This is a genomic window from Flagellimonas oceanensis (assembly GCF_003992595.1).
GTDB classification, from domain to species: domain Bacteria; phylum Bacteroidota; class Bacteroidia; order Flavobacteriales; family Flavobacteriaceae; genus Flagellimonas; species Flagellimonas oceanensis.
Genome location: NZ_RZNA01000052.1, coordinates 261,214 through 277,321 on the forward strand (window position 1 = coordinate 261,214; position 16,108 = coordinate 277,321).

Genomic DNA, 16,108 nt, shown 5'->3' on the forward strand with positions numbered 1-16,108 from the left:
AGTAGATTCAACTTTTGCTGATGGGCGCTATTTTTTGAAGGCAAAAACCAACTGGATGAGAAACTTCAGTGATGGAAATGCATTCTTAAAGGAAATCAAGGTTGTTAAATCCGACTTAGATGTCACCCAGGATCGGCTAAATTTCGAGAGTTTGGATATCCGGTTTTTTCCGGAGGGCGGCAAAATGGTGTCCGGAATAAAAAACACCGTGGGGGTAAAAGTGGTCAATGGTAAGGGGCTGCCAGTAGAGGTGGGCAACCTCAGGATAGAGGATGGGTCCGGCATACAAATGGCATCGATCGAGGTCAATAATCAAGGTCTTGGAAAATTTGAAATAACTCCCAAATCCCGTTCCGATTATTTTGCCAAAATCAGAGTCTCTTCTGGAGAGGAAGTAAGTTTTAAGTTGCCAAGATCAAATGCCAAGGGAATTAATCTGAATGTAGTTGATAATCCTTACAAAAAGGAAGTTTTGGTGCAAGTTGAAGCAAACGAGTTGGCCATGAAGGATGGGGATGTAAGAACGAATTTGGTTTTGCACAAAGATGGTGAGATTATATCTCAACCGGTATTATTGACCAAGAACGGTAAAGTGTTCAGTACTTATTTTGATAAGACAAAGCTAATGACTGGTGTAAATACACTTACCTTATTCGATATGGACAACAAGCCCATAGAGGAAAGGCAATTTTTTGTTTGGAAAGGATTAGGGGAGCACAAAATTGAAACCGCAATAGGCCATTCTTCGCGGGCAAACGACTCGTTGGAAATTACTATAACGTCCAAGGTTCCTGAGGCCGTGGGGTTGAGTGTATCCGTTTTTCCAATGGACACAAAAGTTTATAAGGGGGACGGAAATATGTACAATCAAATTTATCTGAGGCCTTATGTAAAGGAGGATATTCAAAACGATGGTTATTATTTTAACGATACCAACTATCAAAAGAAGTATGAGATGGATTTGCTCTTATTGACAGAGGGACACAGTAAATATGATTGGCATGCGATTTTGAAAGACCGGTTTGAAACAAAGTATAACCCAGTAGATGGAATTAATCTTTATGGTTTTTTAAATGAGGATTTGAAAAGGGAGAAAATTTTAGTGCATAAAACGATCGAGCATGAACTTAAGGAAATAGATCTATCATCCGGCCAAGATAAATTTTTGATCACCAATTTTTATCCTATCACTGGCGAGAGTATTTTCTTTTCCAAGATAGATGTTCGCGGTAAAATATCCAAGTTGAATATGTATGCCCGCTTATCCAACAATTATTTTTTGGATGAGAACATTGATGTTTCCGACCATAAAAAAAACGCCTTTCCCAAAACTAACATCTCAACCATAAAGGAAGGGAGTAAAGGTTTTAAATTACCAGATATAAGTTCAGAAGAAAAACTTATTGCCTTGGATAACGTGACCATAACCGAGGAAAGTAAAATGGAAAAACAGGCTCGAGAGAATATAAGAGTTCCTCGATATTTGGCAAAAAAAATTACGGTCGTGGACAAAGAAATGGCATTGACGTTCAATACTGTTGCAGAACTGTTGCGCTCCAAAGGCTACGAGGTAAGGGAGGATTTACAGGCCTTCGACGGTGGTAGCAATGCGTTTATTAGTAGGTTTCGCATAAGATCGCGCCGAGGTGCGGGAGTTAATATGTTTCTTGATGGTGCTTTACAGGTTAATCTGGATGTTTTTACACATATGCCATTAGTACAAGTAGAGAGTTTTTATATTGATAGGTTGTCTAGGTACATGGGGGCCAAGGGAGGTTTTCGCGAGACGATTTATATTTTCACAAGACGAGGTAAGGAATTGAATCTTACGCCTGGGCAAGACTTTATGTCCAGAAAATCTTTTGAATTTAAAGTGGACAAAGGGTTCGAAAAACAAAAGAACTTCTATAACCCGGAATTTACTTCTTTTACAGATACTGCTTTTAAGAATTTTGGTTTGATTCACTGGGAGCCTTGGATATGGATAGATGAAGATGACAGTTATACCTTGAAAATTCCTAACTATGGTTTCGATAACTTAAAGTTAGTTATTGAAGGAATGGGCAAGAACGGAAATGTGTTGTCCGAAATTAGGGTGTTGAACGTGGGTGATTCCAACTGAAAATCCATTTTTTCAATAGGTTTTTGCCTTTAATTGTGCTACTGGTAAAGGTTTGCATGGCAAAGTGTTTTTAGGCTTTTAATTTTAAAAACTTTTATTGATCAGATGTTCTAGTAGTAATTTTTTGGAAGGACAAGCTTAAACATTAATGGTTTCGTCAAATTTTATTTATGTATCTTCTTGATTTAAAATCAAGAAACAGATTTTAGTGTTTCACTAACCATAATAATTATTCAGAAATGCGAGAATATAAACCGCTATTTTATATAGTATCCTTACTATTCTTAATAAACACACTTAATGCCCAAAACCAAATAGAAGATAGTTACCAAGAATATTTCCAAGCACCTAGAGAGGTGGTGTACCTACATGTAAGTAAGGATATATTTCTTCCCGAGGAAGAGATATGGTTCAAAGGGTATCTGTACGATCAAAAAAACGCTAAACCATCAAAAATTTCAAAAACCATCAATGTAGGGGTTTATGATAGTACAGGTGTCCTAAAAAAGGAACAGCTTTACTATTTGAATGATGGCTTTTTCAAGGGAAGTGTGAAAGTAGATTCAACTTTTGCTGATGGGCGCTATTTTTTGAAGGCAAAAACCAACTGGATGAGAAATTTCAATGATGGAAACTCATTTTTTAAAGAGTTTTTGGTAGTCAAATCAGACTTTCAAGTTAAGGGGAAATCCCAAGATGTGAATAAAATTGATTTTCAGTTTTTGCCAGAGGGAGGTAATCTGGTAGCCGGTATTAAAAATATCGTGGGAGTTAAAGCCCTAGATCACATGAACAGGCCTTTGCAGCTAAAGAATATTAAAGTTGTAGACGAACAGGGGAAACAAGTGGCGTTGATGGAAACCAATGGCCGTGGTCTTGGAAAATTTGAAATCACACCTGATTCTGATGTTATCTATACTGCCAAAGTAAAAATACCTTCTGGAGATGAAGTCAGTATGAGGGTACCTATGATTTACCCTAAGGGAATCAATCTTAATGTAATCGACAATCCCTACAAGAATCAGGTTTTGGTGGAAGTTCAAGCCAATGATTTAGCAATGGAGGATGGAGCGGTCAAAACCAAATTGGTTTTACACAAGGAGGGAGAAATCATATCCAAACCAATCTTGTTGTCAAGAAACTCTAAAATTCATACAACCTATTTTGACAAGACCAAATTGATGAAAGGTGTAAATATCCTTACTCTATTTGACGAAAAGGACAATCCCATAGAAGAAAGGCAATTTTTCGTATGGAAAGGCATAGGGAAGAATAGTGTAGAAATCGATATGGATTACGCTCTTCAATCAAATGAAGATTTGGAAATTACGATAAACTCCAAAGCCTTAGAACCTATGGGGCTTAGTGTTTCTGTTTTGCCTGTTAGTACAAAGGTTCATAACGGAAAAAGTAACATTTACGAACAATTATACCTAAGACCGTATGTGAAAGGTGCCATCCATGATGCAGGTTATTATTTCAGGGATGTCAACAATCAAAAGAAATATGAGATGGACCTGCTTTTGCTTACTCAAGGTTTGAGCAAGTACGATTGGAATGAGATAGCGAACGAAGAGGAATTTAAGACCACTCATAATCCTATATATGGATTGAACCTGTATGGTTTTTTAAATGAAGATTTGAAGAGAGACAATATATTGATCCATAAATCTATTGAGCATGAGCCGACGGAAATAAAGTTGTCCCCCGGTCAACGTAAATTTTTGGTAACCAATTTTTACCCAATAAATGGAGAAAGTATCTTCTTCTCTAGAAAGAAAGGTAGTGGCAAGTTGTCCAGATTGAACATGTACGCTCGTTTGTCTACCGCCTATTTTCTTGAGAACGAAATCGATATTTCCAGCTATGAAAAGATAAATATGTTTGAAAAGGGCAACAATATAATATATGGTGATGACAACGATTTTGAATTGCCAGAACTAACCCCGGATGGATCTTTGATTGCCCTGGATAATGTTACTGTTACAGAGGAAAGTAAAATGGAAAAAGAGGCCAGGAACAATTTGCGGGTGCCAAGATATTTGGCGAACAAGATTACCATTGTGGATGAAGAATTGGCCAGAACATTTGGTACCATTGGAGAGTTATTAAGATCTAAAGGTTATGAGGTGTTGGAAGAACTTCAGGCATATGATGGCGGCAGCAATGAATTCATTAGCAGGGTCAAAATAAAATCACGGCGCGGTGCTTGGGTTAATGTTTTTTTGGACGATGTCTTGCAGCTGAATTTGGATGTGCTTTACAAAATGCCCTTAACACATGTGGAGAGTTTTTATATAGATAGATTATCCAAGTATATGGGGGCAAAAGCAGGGCACAAGGAAACGATATACATTTTTTTGAGACGTGGTGCGGAGCTAAATCTCACGCCGGGCCAAGATTTTCTGTCCAAAAAATCCTTTAGATTCAATGTGGAAAGAGGATTCGAAAAGCAAAAGGAATTTTATAACCCAGATTTCACCTCATTTAGGGATTCAGCTTTTGGAAATTTCGGGTTGATTCATTGGGAGCCAATGGTGTGGGTAGATAAGGATAACAACTATAAATTTACAATTCCCGACTACGGTTATGATAAGTTAAAGGTTGTCATAGAAGGGATGGGAGAAAATGGTAGTATATTCTCTGAGATAAAAATATTGGATACTACAATGTCCAACTAAAAATCCAATTTCTTTTTACGGAGCTCAAAGTTCTGGCCCAGGTACACTTTTCTTACCATTTCGTCCACGGCAAGTTCTTCAGGTTCTCCCGCTTTTAGAATGCCGCCTTCGAACATTAGGTAAGAACGTTCCGTAATGGCCAAGGTTTCCTGCACGTTGTGGTCGGTGATCAAAATACCAATGTTTTTGTTCTTTAATTGGGCCACAATACGCTGAATGTCCTCAACCGCTACGGGGTCAACTCCCGCAAAAGGCTCATCCAATAGAATAAATTTAGGGTCGGTGGCCAGGGCACGGGCTATCTCGGTACGTCGGCGTTCACCACCAGAGAGCAAATCGCCACGGTTTTTACGGATATGTCCAAGACCGAACTCATCAATCAGAGACTCCATCTTCATGTGTTGCTCCTTTTTGCTCAAATTGGTAAGCTGCAGTACGCTCAAAATGTTCTTCTCGATACTCAACTTTCGGAAAACGGATGCTTCCTGTGCCAAATAGCCGATACCGTGCTGTGCCCTCTTGTACATAGGGAAGCTGGTAATGTTGGTGCCATCCAGGTAGATGTTCCCGCCATTGGGCTTTATCAAACCAACGATCATGTAGAACGAAGTGGTTTTTCCAGCTCCATTGGGACCTAAAAGTCCAACGATTTCACCTTGGTTTACTTCTAGGGAAATGCCCTTTACCACTTTTCGGCCACGGTAGGCCTTCATTATATTTTCTGCGCGTAGCTTCATAGGAATGTGCCAAAACTAAACATATTCTTGGTCCGGCGTATGGTCTTTTGGATTTTTTTAAGCTTCGCTTTCCTCGATGTCCTCCCAATATTCGTAGGCACGACGCAAGTGTGGAATTACAATGGTTCCACCCACTAAAGTGGCTATGCCCAAGGTCTCCATCACTTCTTCTTTGTTGGCACCAGCTTCTTTGGAACTTTCCAAATGGTATTTTACACAGTCATCGCAGCGTAGTACTGCAGAGGCCACCAATCCCAATAGTTCTTTGGTCTTCACGTCCAAAGCCCCTTCCATAAAGGCATTGGTGTCCAGGTTGAATATACGTTTGATCAGCTTGTTGTTCTCAGCAAGCAACTTATCGTTCATTTTGGCACGATAAGCATTGAACTCTTCTACTTTATTTGGCATTTTTTCTTGCTTTCTCTTTTCTTTCTTCTTTTCTGACTACCATTCTCGAAATGAAAATACTTACCTGGTACAACACAAGAACGGGTATACACACAATGATTTGACTTGTAATATCCGGCGGTGTGATGATTGCAGATAGTATTAGGATGATCACCAAGGCTATTTTTCTGTATTTCTTTAAGATTTCGGGAGTTACCAACCCTACTTTGGTCAAAAAGAAAATAACAATGGGCAATTCAAACATGATACCACAGGCGATTACAGAGGCCCTTACCGTTCCGATGTAGGAGGCAAGGTCGATTTCGTTCAATACTTCCTTGCTTACTTGGTACGACCCCAAAAAGTTGATGGACAATGGGGCAACGATGTAATATCCGAAAAGTACCCCTAGGAAGAACAATCCAGAGGCGGTAATGATGAACCCGCGGGAATGCTTTCTTTCGTTTTCGTAAAGCCCTGGACTGATGAATTTCCACAACTCCCACAAAATGTATGGGAAACCAAGAATGACGCCCGCCCAGATGGATGTCCAAATGTGTGCGGAAAACTGTCCTGCCATCAATCTACTCTGAATGGTAAATGGAATGGTATCACCACAAAATTCGGAATCCACTCCGAAGAACTTTCCAATATTGCAAAAGAACTGATAGGTTGGGAAGTCCATGTTCTTGGGTCCGAACAGTATCGTATCAAAAATAAAGCCCCTGAATACAAAGGCCATACAGGCAATGATAACAACTGCCAAGGTGGAGCGCACCAAATGCCAACGTAACTCTTCCAAATGGTCCAAAAAGGACATTTCATCCGGATTTTTTCTCTCTTTTTTAGCCATTATAGGATTCCCTCGTTTATAAGGTTATGGAGGTGGACCACGCCTGCGTAGTTGTCCCCGTCAAAGGCCAACAATTGGGATATGCTCTTTTCCTGCAATAGTTTTAATGCTTTTACGGCCAACGTATCCACAGCTATTGTCTTAGGATTGGACGTCATAATATCCTTTGCGGTAAGTCCACTTATATTGTCATATTTGCTCAACATTCTTCGCACGTCACCATCGGTAACGATACCAACTACCTTCCCTTGGTCAAGTACAGCGGTAACGCCCAGCATTTTTTCGGATATCTCCATAATCACATCTTTTACCTTGGCATTGATATCCACTTGTGGTTTTTGATTGTTCACCACAATATCGGCGACGCGCAAATATAGTTTCTTTCCCAAAGCGCCGCCAGGATGGTATTTGGCAAAATCCGAACTGCTGAATCCCTTAAGTTCCAAAAGGCATATGGCAAGTGCATCGCCCATGGACATTTGTGCGGATGTACTCGTGGTAGGTGCCAAATTATTGGGGCACGCTTCTTTTTCCACAAAGGTGTTCAGAACAAAATCGGCCTGTTTGGCCAATACGGAATCCATGTTGCCCGTGATGCCGATGAGTTTATGGTTGCCCACTTTGATCAATGGAAGCAAAGCTTTGATCTCCGGGGTGTTGCCGCTCTGCGACAAGCAGATGACCACATCGTTTTGTTGGATGGTTCCCAGATCGCCATGAATGGCATCAGCGGCGTGCATAAAAATGGCCGGGGTTCCCGTGGAGTTCAATGTGGCCACAATTTTGGAGGCCACGATGGCGCTTTTCCCGACACCGGAAACAATGACTCTTCCATCGGATTCCAGGATATGCTGTACGGCATGTGCAAATTGGTCATCTAGCAGACCAATCAAATTCGCTACGGCCTTGCTCTCGATTTCGAGGGTCCGTTTTGCTATGTTTAAAATTGACTTAATGTCGCTCAAAGTATAATAAAGTAATAAACCGATTAACTGATTGCATTCCTAAAAGAATGTCTTATATTTAAGATTACAAAACTAATCAAACTATCTTTTACAGACTATTATGGAAGTGAGAATAGATTCTTCTGTAATTGATTGGTTAAAATAAAAGCTTCAACTGCCTTTTAGGCTGCTTGTTATTAATTGAAAAATGCGGAAATGAGCCTAACGAACACTGATTTGCATTCCTCGCTCAAAAAATATTTTGGTTTCTCAAAGTTCAAAGGGTTACAGGAAGGTGTAATCCAGAATATACTCAACGACAATGATACCTTTGTAATTATGCCGACAGGCGGGGGGAAATCCCTTTGCTATCAACTGCCGGCCCTTATGAAAGAAGGAACAGCAATTGTTGTTTCCCCGTTGATAGCCTTAATGAAGAATCAAGTGGATGCCATTCGTGGCATTTCAGAACAACATGGCATTGCCCACGTATTGAACTCCTCCTTGACCAAAACAGAAGTAAAACAGGTAAAGGAGGATATTGCCAATGGTGTTACCAAGTTACTCTATGTAGCTCCCGAATCCCTGACCAAAGAGGAAAACGTTGATTTTCTAAAAGGAGTCCAACTTTCCTTTGTGGCTGTGGATGAGGCACACTGTATTTCGGAATGGGGGCACGATTTTAGGCCCGAGTATCGTAACCTTCGTGGCATCATCAATAGATTGGGGGATAATATCCCGATTATTGGGCTTACGGCAACCGCTACGCCCAAGGTGCAGGAAGATATTATTAAAAACTTGGGTATGACGGATGCCAAGGTTTTCAAAGCTTCCTTTAACAGACCCAATTTATTTTACGAGGTACGTCCTAAGACCAAAGAGGTCGATGCAGATATCATCCGTTTTGTAAAACAGAACCAAGGAAAATCCGGTATCATATATTGTTTGAGCAGAAAAAGGGTGGAAGAATTGGCCCAAGTGCTCCAAGTCAATGGTGTAAGTGCCGTTCCCTATCATGCTGGCTTTGATGCGAAGACCCGTTCCAAGTATCAGGATATGTTTTTGATGGAGGAAGTGGATGTGGTGGTGGCCACCATTGCCTTCGGCATGGGAATCGATAAACCCGATGTTCGTTTTGTGATACATCACGATATTCCGAAAAGTATCGAAAGTTACTATCAGGAAACAGGACGTGCCGGCCGGGATGGGGGAGAGGGACATTGTTTGGCCTACTACGCCTACAAGGATGTGGAGAAGTTGGAAAAATTCATGTCTGGTAAACCTGTGGCCGAGCAAGAAATCGGTAATGCCTTGTTGCAGGAGATAGTAGCCTATGCCGAGACATCCATTTCCCGTAGAAAATTTATTCTACATTACTTCGGCGAAGATTTTGATGAATTGAATGGAGAAGGGGCTGATATGGACGATAATTCCAGGAACCCCAAACCCAAGGAGGAGGCCAAGGAAGATGTAGTCAAGCTTTTGAGTGTGGTAAAGGACACCAAAGAAAAATTCAAGACCAAGGAAATTGTAAGGGTGTTGGTAGGAAAGACCAATGCCATGATAACTTCCCATAAAACCGATGAAAAGCCCTTTTTTGGAATAGGCAAGGACAGGGATAAAGAGTTTTGGATGGCGCTTACGCGACAGGTTTTGGTCGCAGGCCTCCTCAAAAAGGAAATCGAACGCTATGGAATCCTGCATCTGACTGAGGAGGGTGAAAAATACCTCGAAAATCCGGAGTCCTTTATGATGACCAAGGATCATGTATACTCCAAAGATGATTCGGGAAATATCGTGGTCGCAGAAAAATCCAACGGAGCCGTAGCGGATGAAAACTTATTGAAACTATTGCGCGACCTTAGAAGAAAAGAGGCTCAAAAGCGAGAGGTTCCGCCTTTTGTGGTTTTCCAGGATCCATCATTGGAGGATATGTCACTTAAATATCCGGTAACGATGCAAGAACTGCTCAATATTCAAGGTGTGGGCGAGGGCAAGGCCAAAAAATACGGAAAAGCCTTCGTGGATTTGATTTCCAAATACGTGGATGAAAACGATATTACCAGGCCGGATGACCTTGTGGTAAAAAGCACAGGCGCCAACTCTGGATTAAAATTGTATGTGATCCAAAGTGTGGATAGAAAATTGGCACTGGACGATATTGCTTCTGCCAAAGGGTTGGAGTTGCCAGAACTGATCAAAGAGATGGAGCAAATCGTATTCAGTGGGACCAAATTGAACATTGGCTATTGGATTGACGAAATCTTGGATGAGGATCAACAAGAGGAAATCCATGACTACTTTTTGGAAGCTGAGACTGATTCCATTTCTGCAGCCGTTGAAGAATTTGAAGGGGACTACGAAGATGAAGAACTCCGTTTGTACCGCCTAAAATTCATAAGTGAAGTGGCGAATTAAAATTCGCCACTCAATTCTCCTGTAGTGATTGCCGCTACGATTAATCCAAAATAAAGGATAGTAAGCACTAAATACACCAATGCTAATGCCAATCCAATGTAGGAAAGGATTTTACCTGTTTTCACATTACTGTAGTCGGTATAATTTTCGGGGCTTGATCGGTACAATTGGTCAGCACTTTTCGCTTTTACCAAACCGATAATGCTAAAAATGGCACCAAAAGGGCCGCAACAAAACAAAGTGAGGACAATGGAGAGTATCCCCATTGTCAACACCGTGCTTGCCCCTGGTAAGGGTTGTTGGTTCATATTGTTGTCTTATTGATATTGTTCAAGGATTTCTTGCATTTGCTGAGGATCTTGAAGGGTCTCCCATCCAAAATAAGAAATGGCCCAAATCATATAGGCAAGGGCTAAGATATTCAGTACAAGCCCGATAATGGCAAGTATCCTACCTGTTTTTACAGTTTGGACGCCTTCGTACATTTCTGGATTTTCAGCATAGAGCTTCAAGGCTTTGTTGGCCAATATCAAGGCAATGATTCCGAAAATAAGCCCGATGATACCGTAGCAGCAACAAGTTACAATCGAAATGATGCCAAATACCATTATCAGTGTAGCGTTTGGAAGTTTCTGTTGTTCCATAGTTTTAGGTTTTTAATTAAAAAGGTTGTTCATTTTTAGAATATAACTTATTATGATGGTACCAGCTGTCATGACGACAAGGGCCATTTTTAAGTACTGGGAATATTTGATGGTCGTAAAGCTACTCGTTACCAAAAACGCAAGAAGCGCCAACATGGGATAAATAGCTGGATACATCTGAAATGCAGCAACGAACTCTCCATGCAACAATAAATCAACGGAACGCTGTAAGCCACATCCTGGGCAATCTATTCCCAGAAGTTGTTTGTTGAGGCATGGAAGCATGTAATCTTCTAAATCTATGGCAGATATGGTCAGTGCAGGGTACATCATAGTCTGTAGAGCCCGAAATTACTATTATTTTTGTATTCGGGTTTAATATTTACATCATTTTTACCTTAGAAATCAATTATGGGCAAATTTTCAATAGGGGATAGGGCAGAAGTGTTGGACGAGGCCATTTCGGGGATCGTGCAAAAAGTGGACGGTAATGAAGTGACCTTGATTACCGATGATGGGTTCCCTATGCATTTTCCTGCCGATGATCTGGTTAAAATAGAAGGCGATATTTCTGTTTCCAATTATGAGGTCGCTCAAATCAAAAAAGAAAAGGAGATACCAAAAAAGAGAAAGGCACCGACCATAAAGCCCAAAGAAAGGACAGCTCCAAAAATGGAAGTGGATTTGCATATCCACCAACTAGTGAAATCCAGCAAGGGCATGAGTAATTTTGATATGCTCAACATTCAGTTGGATACCGCAAAGCGACAATTGGATTTTGCCATACGAAAACGAATCCAAAAAGTGGTGTTTATCCACGGAGTGGGTGAAGGGGTGTTAAAAGAAGAACTACGCTACTTGTTCAATAGGTACGACAATGTGAATTTTTATGATGCCGATTACCAGAAATACGGTTTGGGAGCTACCGAAGTCTACATTTATCAGAATGCTTAATCAGGAACATTGGTGGTTACTTCACCAAACTCGTTTATAGCCAAATTGGTAATACGTTCCCCGTTTCCAGTAACAAAGGAAATTCCGCTAAGGCTAATATTGTGAGCAAAAAGAGTGCTGTCATTTTCGGCAAGCATGGTCTCAATGATGACCAATCCATCTTCCGCTACGACTTCTTGTACTACAGTCGGTTCTACCGTGGGGATATCATCGCAGAAATAATCGTTGTCCACACCGTCTGAGAAAACCCGATATGTGATTTGGGATTGATTGGGAACCGTACTTTCCGTGATTATCGTGTCCCCGATAACGCCATTGTTCAAGGCACCGCTTTGCAACTCTAAAATCAGGGCTTCGCTTTCATTTATTTTGAACATCAGGTTTTTTGCGTTTCTCACAGGGTTGGTGCAATACTGCAAGGAAACACTATCAAAATCGATGGTTTCTATCTGCAGGTCGCCATCACTGCAAGAAAAGAAGGTGCCCAAAACAAAAACTGAAAGGATAAATTTTCTCATGTGCCAAATTTAAAGCAATTCCATTTTAATACCCTAATCCTTAGGGATAGTTTAAAAGAAATTAACTTTATTTCACGTACTTTTGCACCTGTTAAAAAGTGACCCGAAAATGCAAAAAGTCTATCTGGACAACGCTGCAACCACGCAGGTAAGACAAGAAGTGATTGAACGAATGCAACAAGCCTTGGCAGAGCATTACGGTAACCCATCTTCCACACATAGCTTCGGGAGATCGGCCAAGACCGCTGTGGAACAGGCTAGGAAAACCATTGCCAAAACCTTGAATGCGCAACCAGCCGAAATCATCTTTACTTCTGGAGGCACGGAAGCGGATAACATGATTTTGCGTTGTGCCGTGAGGGATTTGGGGGTCGAGACCATCATTACATCCAAAATTGAGCACCATGCCGTGCTGCATACGGTTGAGGAACTTGAAAAAGAGTACAACATCAATCTTTGGTATGTGGATTTGGATGAACATGGCAATCCAGACCTTAACCATTTGGAAGAATTGCTCAAAAAGGACGCTTCCAAAAAGTTGGTCAGTTTGATGCATGTGAACAACGAAATCGGGAACATTACCGATATTGCTGCTGTAGGTAAACTTTGCAAGGCAAACGAAGCACTTTTCCATTCCGATACTGTACAATCCATAGGACACTATCCTTGGGATGTGCAAGCTGTAAATGTTGATTTCATGACAGCTGCCGCCCATAAATTCCATGGACCCAAAGGGATAGGTTTTGCCTTTATTCGAAAAAATTCTGGTTTAAAACCTTTAATAGTGGGAGGTTCCCAGGAAAGAGGTTTTAGGGCAGGTACCGAACCTTTCCATAACATTGTTGGGTTGGAGGAAGCTTTTGTAAGAGCCTACGAGCATTTGGATGAAGAAACCAAAACCGTAAAAGAGCTCAAAAAGTATTTTGTGGATAGGATTTTGGAAGAGATTCCGGGAGCAGAATGCAACGGACTTTCAGGCGATATGGAAAAAGGCACTTATACCTTGGCCAATATTCGTTTGCCATTTGACAAACAGAAGGGCTTGATGCTCCTGTTCCACTTGGATATGAAGGGAATTGCCTGTTCCAAGGGAAGTGCATGCCAATCGGGAAGCAACCAAGGTTCGCATGTGCTTAATGAAATTTTGGAAGGCGAGGAACTGGAGAAGCCCAGTTTGCGCTTTTCCTTTTCCATGTACAATACCAAGGAAGAGCTGGACTACGCTGTTGAGGTGTTGAAGGAGTTTGCGAACAGTTGATTAATTTCTGTTCCTTCTTTTTTCCCTGTCATAAGGAAACTTTCTGGATGCGGTCTTCATCATTTTATCGATGAGTTCCGTGGTGTTTTTGCCTGTTTTCTTGGAAATTTCGTTCTCATATTTCCAAAGTAGTTTGCCTGTATCGCCATCACTTATTTTCACGCCGATACGTCCGTAATTTGCATTGCCACTGAAGTAATCCAAAATACTGAAATCCGTGGGCACTCCTTCTGATAACAATATGTTCAGGGTCAGGTTGCCGCTGATAATCCCGTCCACATCTAGAATTTTGCACAATTCCTGGGTGGTGTAGGTGTCAATATTATCGTAGTCAATATTGTTCTGTGCCAAAATAGCGTTGGTGTTCATAATGTTCTGAAAGTCCACATTGAACTTTTTTCGCTTTTTACGTTTGGAAAAATAGGTTTCCAATGCATTCTGTACCGCATACCCCTCTTTTTGCGCCAAAACACTCAATTCATCCTTGTCCACCGCTTTCTTTAATTCCAGATGCGCGATAAAGGGTATTATCGCCAAAATCTCATGGTCTTCGGTATACTCATCAAACCTTATGCTCTCATAAATGTTCTTTTGGGCCATGGCCAGTGTAGTGGTAAAAAGAACAAGGACAAAGACAATTTTTTTCATTAATCAATTTTTATTTCAATACTCATGGTCTATGGCTGAGGTTGTTCAGGCAACAGGTTGGCACTTAGAATCGTAAAAAAACAGGTTGTATCAGATCGGGTTGATTTTCCGTGTGCAAAAGTAACGCTATTTCCTGAAAAAAGAGCTCGTGTAGGTGGAAGAGTTGCCGACATTGTCCGTAACCGTGACTTTAAGTTCACATTCCGTTTCGCTGGTCACATTATCCTCAAAATTATAGGTTATGGTATTGGTTTTTGGCTCATACTCCATCAAAATCCATTTTCCGTTCAAGGTAGCGGAATAGGAATCAATGCCGCTCAAGTCGTCCGAAATGGAAAGACTAAGGTAGTTGTAATTACTCAACCATTGTTTCTCCTTGAAGTTTTTGGGGCGTATCTGGGGTGCTACACTATCCCTTACCAAGGTATAGGTGCCCAAAGTTCGTGTTCGTGTTGTAAAAGAGCCATCCCTTTTATAGGTTTTCGAGTAGGATGGCCACATTCTACTGTCCAAATGGGCAATGAACAATTGTTTTCTTTCTTCCGTTGAATATTTTGATGGGTCAAAGCTTATAGTGAAATTTCGGTGGGCTGCAACGCTATTATCGTGTATCGTGATGGTGTCGTTCCCTTTTTCCAGATGGATGAAAAAATCTTCATAAAAGGTGCTGGCGGGAAAATAAACTTTGGCAGCCCCCAAATCAAAATTGTTGGGTTTAGTGGCAATGATAAAATTTTCGGTGGTCTCGTCATCCTTGGAGATTTTTTCCTCTTCCCGTTTTCCCTCTACGGGAATGATCAGCTTTGTGGTGTTGCCCTCCAAATCCGAAATGAGCATTTCCACATTGTACGACATTCCTTCTTCCACTTTTATCTTTCCATCGTTGTAAAGCGATTTGTAAATGCTCAAATGGTTGTAGGGTTCCTTAAAACACTTTTGGATACGCTGCCGGTGGTCGTAAAAGTGTGCATAATCGATAAGGGTGTTGATGTAACGGGTCTCTCCAAAGGAGAAAGTCTCAAAATCAAACTCGGAATAGGTTCTACCGTTTACGGACTGCTTGATAGCGTACACCCCGTTTTTGTTGGCGGCCATGTCCAAACGGTCAAATGTATTGATTCCGAAGCCTATGGTTCCGGAAGCGGTTACTTTATCAGCCAAAAAAGAACCGTCGGACTGTCGGGTATAATTCAACTGGATTTTTTTTGCGCTTTGATTGATCAAGCCACCCTCGGACAATGGATACCCATAGAGCCCCAACAAAGTTGGGTCAGTGGCGTCCCTGACCTCATACCCGTAGAGTAGGGGATTGGTGGGTTTGCTGTTCACGCTGTTCCTTATTTCAAAATGAAGGTGGGGTCCTGCGGAACCGCCCGTGTTGCCCGAATAGGCAATCGTACTGCCTTTGGTCACTTTGAGTTCGCCATAATCGGGAAACATCTCCACTTCATAGGATTGTTTCTGATATTGGACTTTTTTAACGTATTCCTCGATTTCGGGACCAAATTTTTGCAGGTGGGCATATACCGAGGTGTATCCGTTGGGGTGGGCTATATAAAGTGCTTTGCCATACCCCCAGTGTGAGACTTTGATGCGCGTTACGGTACCATCGCCTATGGCAAAAACGGGCAGTCCTTCCCGTTGTTGTGTTTTAATATCCATCCCGGAATGGAAATGATTGGATCGAAGCTCGCCAAAGGTGCCAGCCAAAACCAATGGAATATCCAAAGGTGAACGGAATTCATCTTGGGGGTATTTTTTTTGGGCGGAAAGGTGGAGTGCAATGAAAAATAGGACCAATAAAGTGTTGCAGCGCATATAAACATCAATAATTCCTACGAAAGTAACCAATGTTTTGTTTTGAGAAAAGGATTTAAGAGAACCAAAAGACTTAAAGCAATGCTTTAAGAATAAATCTTAAAAGTATTGCGAGGTTGTACTAGG

The 16,108-nt window shown here is 41.2% G+C and carries 15 protein-coding genes; 5 read left to right on the forward strand and 10 right to left on the reverse strand.

Going from position 1 to position 16,108, the window contains the following annotated elements:
- Positions 1–2,122: hypothetical protein (locus tag EO132_RS18525; RefSeq protein ID WP_205780385.1), on the forward strand; the 2,122-nt coding region annotated here is incomplete at its 5' end.
- 239 nt (positions 2,123–2,361) lie between these two features.
- Positions 2,362–4,803: a hypothetical protein gene (locus EO132_RS18530; protein ID WP_127139294.1), complete on the forward strand. Its 2,442-nt coding sequence runs from the start codon at positions 2,362–2,364 to the stop codon at positions 4,801–4,803.
- Here the strand turns inward: EO132_RS18530 and lptB are convergent.
- Genes lptB through EO132_RS18550 form a run of 4 tightly spaced genes read right to left on the reverse strand, consistent with a single transcriptional unit; the run spans position 4,800 to position 7,745 of the window.
- Complete coding sequence (gene lptB, locus EO132_RS18535) at positions 4,800–5,540, reverse strand: LPS export ABC transporter ATP-binding protein (protein ID WP_127139295.1); 741 nt, start codon at positions 5,538–5,540, stop codon at positions 4,800–4,802. The genes EO132_RS18530 and lptB overlap by 4 nt on opposite strands.
- A gap of 57 nt (positions 5,541–5,597) precedes the next feature.
- Positions 5,598–5,948 (reverse strand): carboxymuconolactone decarboxylase family protein, encoded by a 351-nt coding sequence (locus EO132_RS18540; protein WP_127139296.1) that lies wholly within the window; start codon positions 5,946–5,948, stop codon positions 5,598–5,600.
- Positions 5,938–6,780 (reverse strand): twin-arginine translocase subunit TatC, encoded by an 843-nt coding sequence (gene tatC / locus EO132_RS18545; RefSeq protein ID WP_127139297.1) that lies wholly within the window; start codon positions 6,778–6,780, stop codon positions 5,938–5,940. The genes EO132_RS18540 and tatC overlap by 11 nt, the downstream gene beginning before the upstream one ends.
- Positions 6,780–7,745 (reverse strand): KpsF/GutQ family sugar-phosphate isomerase, encoded by a 966-nt coding sequence (locus EO132_RS18550; protein WP_127139298.1) that lies wholly within the window; start codon positions 7,743–7,745, stop codon positions 6,780–6,782. Before EO132_RS18550 ends, tatC begins: the two co-directional genes overlap by 1 nt.
- Positions 7,746–7,940: 195 nt before the next feature.
- Here EO132_RS18550 and recQ point away from each other — a divergent pair, with 195 nt between their 5' ends.
- Complete coding sequence (recQ, locus tag EO132_RS18555; RefSeq protein ID WP_127139299.1) at positions 7,941–10,142, forward strand: DNA helicase RecQ; 2,202 nt, start codon at positions 7,941–7,943, stop codon at positions 10,140–10,142.
- Here recQ and EO132_RS18560 read toward each other — a convergent pair.
- The 3 genes from EO132_RS18560 to EO132_RS18570 are packed head-to-tail and all read right to left on the reverse strand — an operon-like array spanning position 10,139 to position 11,119.
- Positions 10,139–10,450, reverse strand: a complete 312-nt coding sequence (locus EO132_RS18560) for a CCC motif membrane protein (protein WP_127139300.1) — start codon at positions 10,448–10,450, stop codon at positions 10,139–10,141. The genes recQ and EO132_RS18560 overlap by 4 nt on opposite strands.
- A 9-nt stretch (positions 10,451–10,459) precedes the next feature.
- Positions 10,460–10,786 (reverse strand): CCC motif membrane protein, encoded by a 327-nt coding sequence (locus EO132_RS18565; protein WP_127139301.1) that lies wholly within the window; start codon positions 10,784–10,786, stop codon positions 10,460–10,462.
- Between the two features lie 12 nt (positions 10,787–10,798).
- On the reverse strand, positions 10,799–11,119 hold the full coding sequence (locus EO132_RS18570) for a DUF2752 domain-containing protein (RefSeq protein ID WP_235856511.1): 321 nt from the start codon (positions 11,117–11,119) through the stop codon (positions 10,799–10,801).
- 78 nt (positions 11,120–11,197) lie between these two features.
- On the opposite strand from EO132_RS18570, the gene EO132_RS18575 reads away from it, so the two are divergent.
- Positions 11,198–11,740 carry a Smr/MutS family protein gene (locus EO132_RS18575; protein ID WP_127139302.1) on the forward strand — a complete coding sequence of 181 codons (543 nt, stop codon included), beginning with the start codon at positions 11,198–11,200 and terminating at the stop codon, positions 11,738–11,740.
- Here EO132_RS18575 and EO132_RS18580 read toward each other — a convergent pair.
- Positions 11,737–12,258, reverse strand: a complete 522-nt coding sequence (locus EO132_RS18580) for a hypothetical protein (protein WP_127139303.1) — start codon at positions 12,256–12,258, stop codon at positions 11,737–11,739. The two genes, EO132_RS18575 and EO132_RS18580, sit on opposite strands and share 4 nt — an antisense overlap.
- A 109-nt stretch (positions 12,259–12,367) precedes the next feature.
- On the opposite strand from EO132_RS18580, the gene EO132_RS18585 reads away from it, so the two are divergent.
- Entirely contained in the window at positions 12,368–13,516 is a 1,149-nt protein-coding gene (locus tag EO132_RS18585; protein ID WP_127139304.1) for a cysteine desulfurase family protein, read from the forward strand.
- On the opposite strand, the gene EO132_RS18590 is transcribed toward EO132_RS18585, so the two are convergent.
- Positions 13,517–14,164 (reverse strand): hypothetical protein, encoded by a 648-nt coding sequence (locus EO132_RS18590; protein WP_127139305.1) that lies wholly within the window; start codon positions 14,162–14,164, stop codon positions 13,517–13,519.
- Positions 14,165–14,290: 126 nt separating this feature from the next.
- Complete coding sequence (locus EO132_RS18595; protein ID WP_127139379.1) at positions 14,291–15,982, reverse strand: M23 family metallopeptidase; 1,692 nt, start codon at positions 15,980–15,982, stop codon at positions 14,291–14,293.
- Positions 15,983–16,108: the final 126 nt, after the last annotated feature.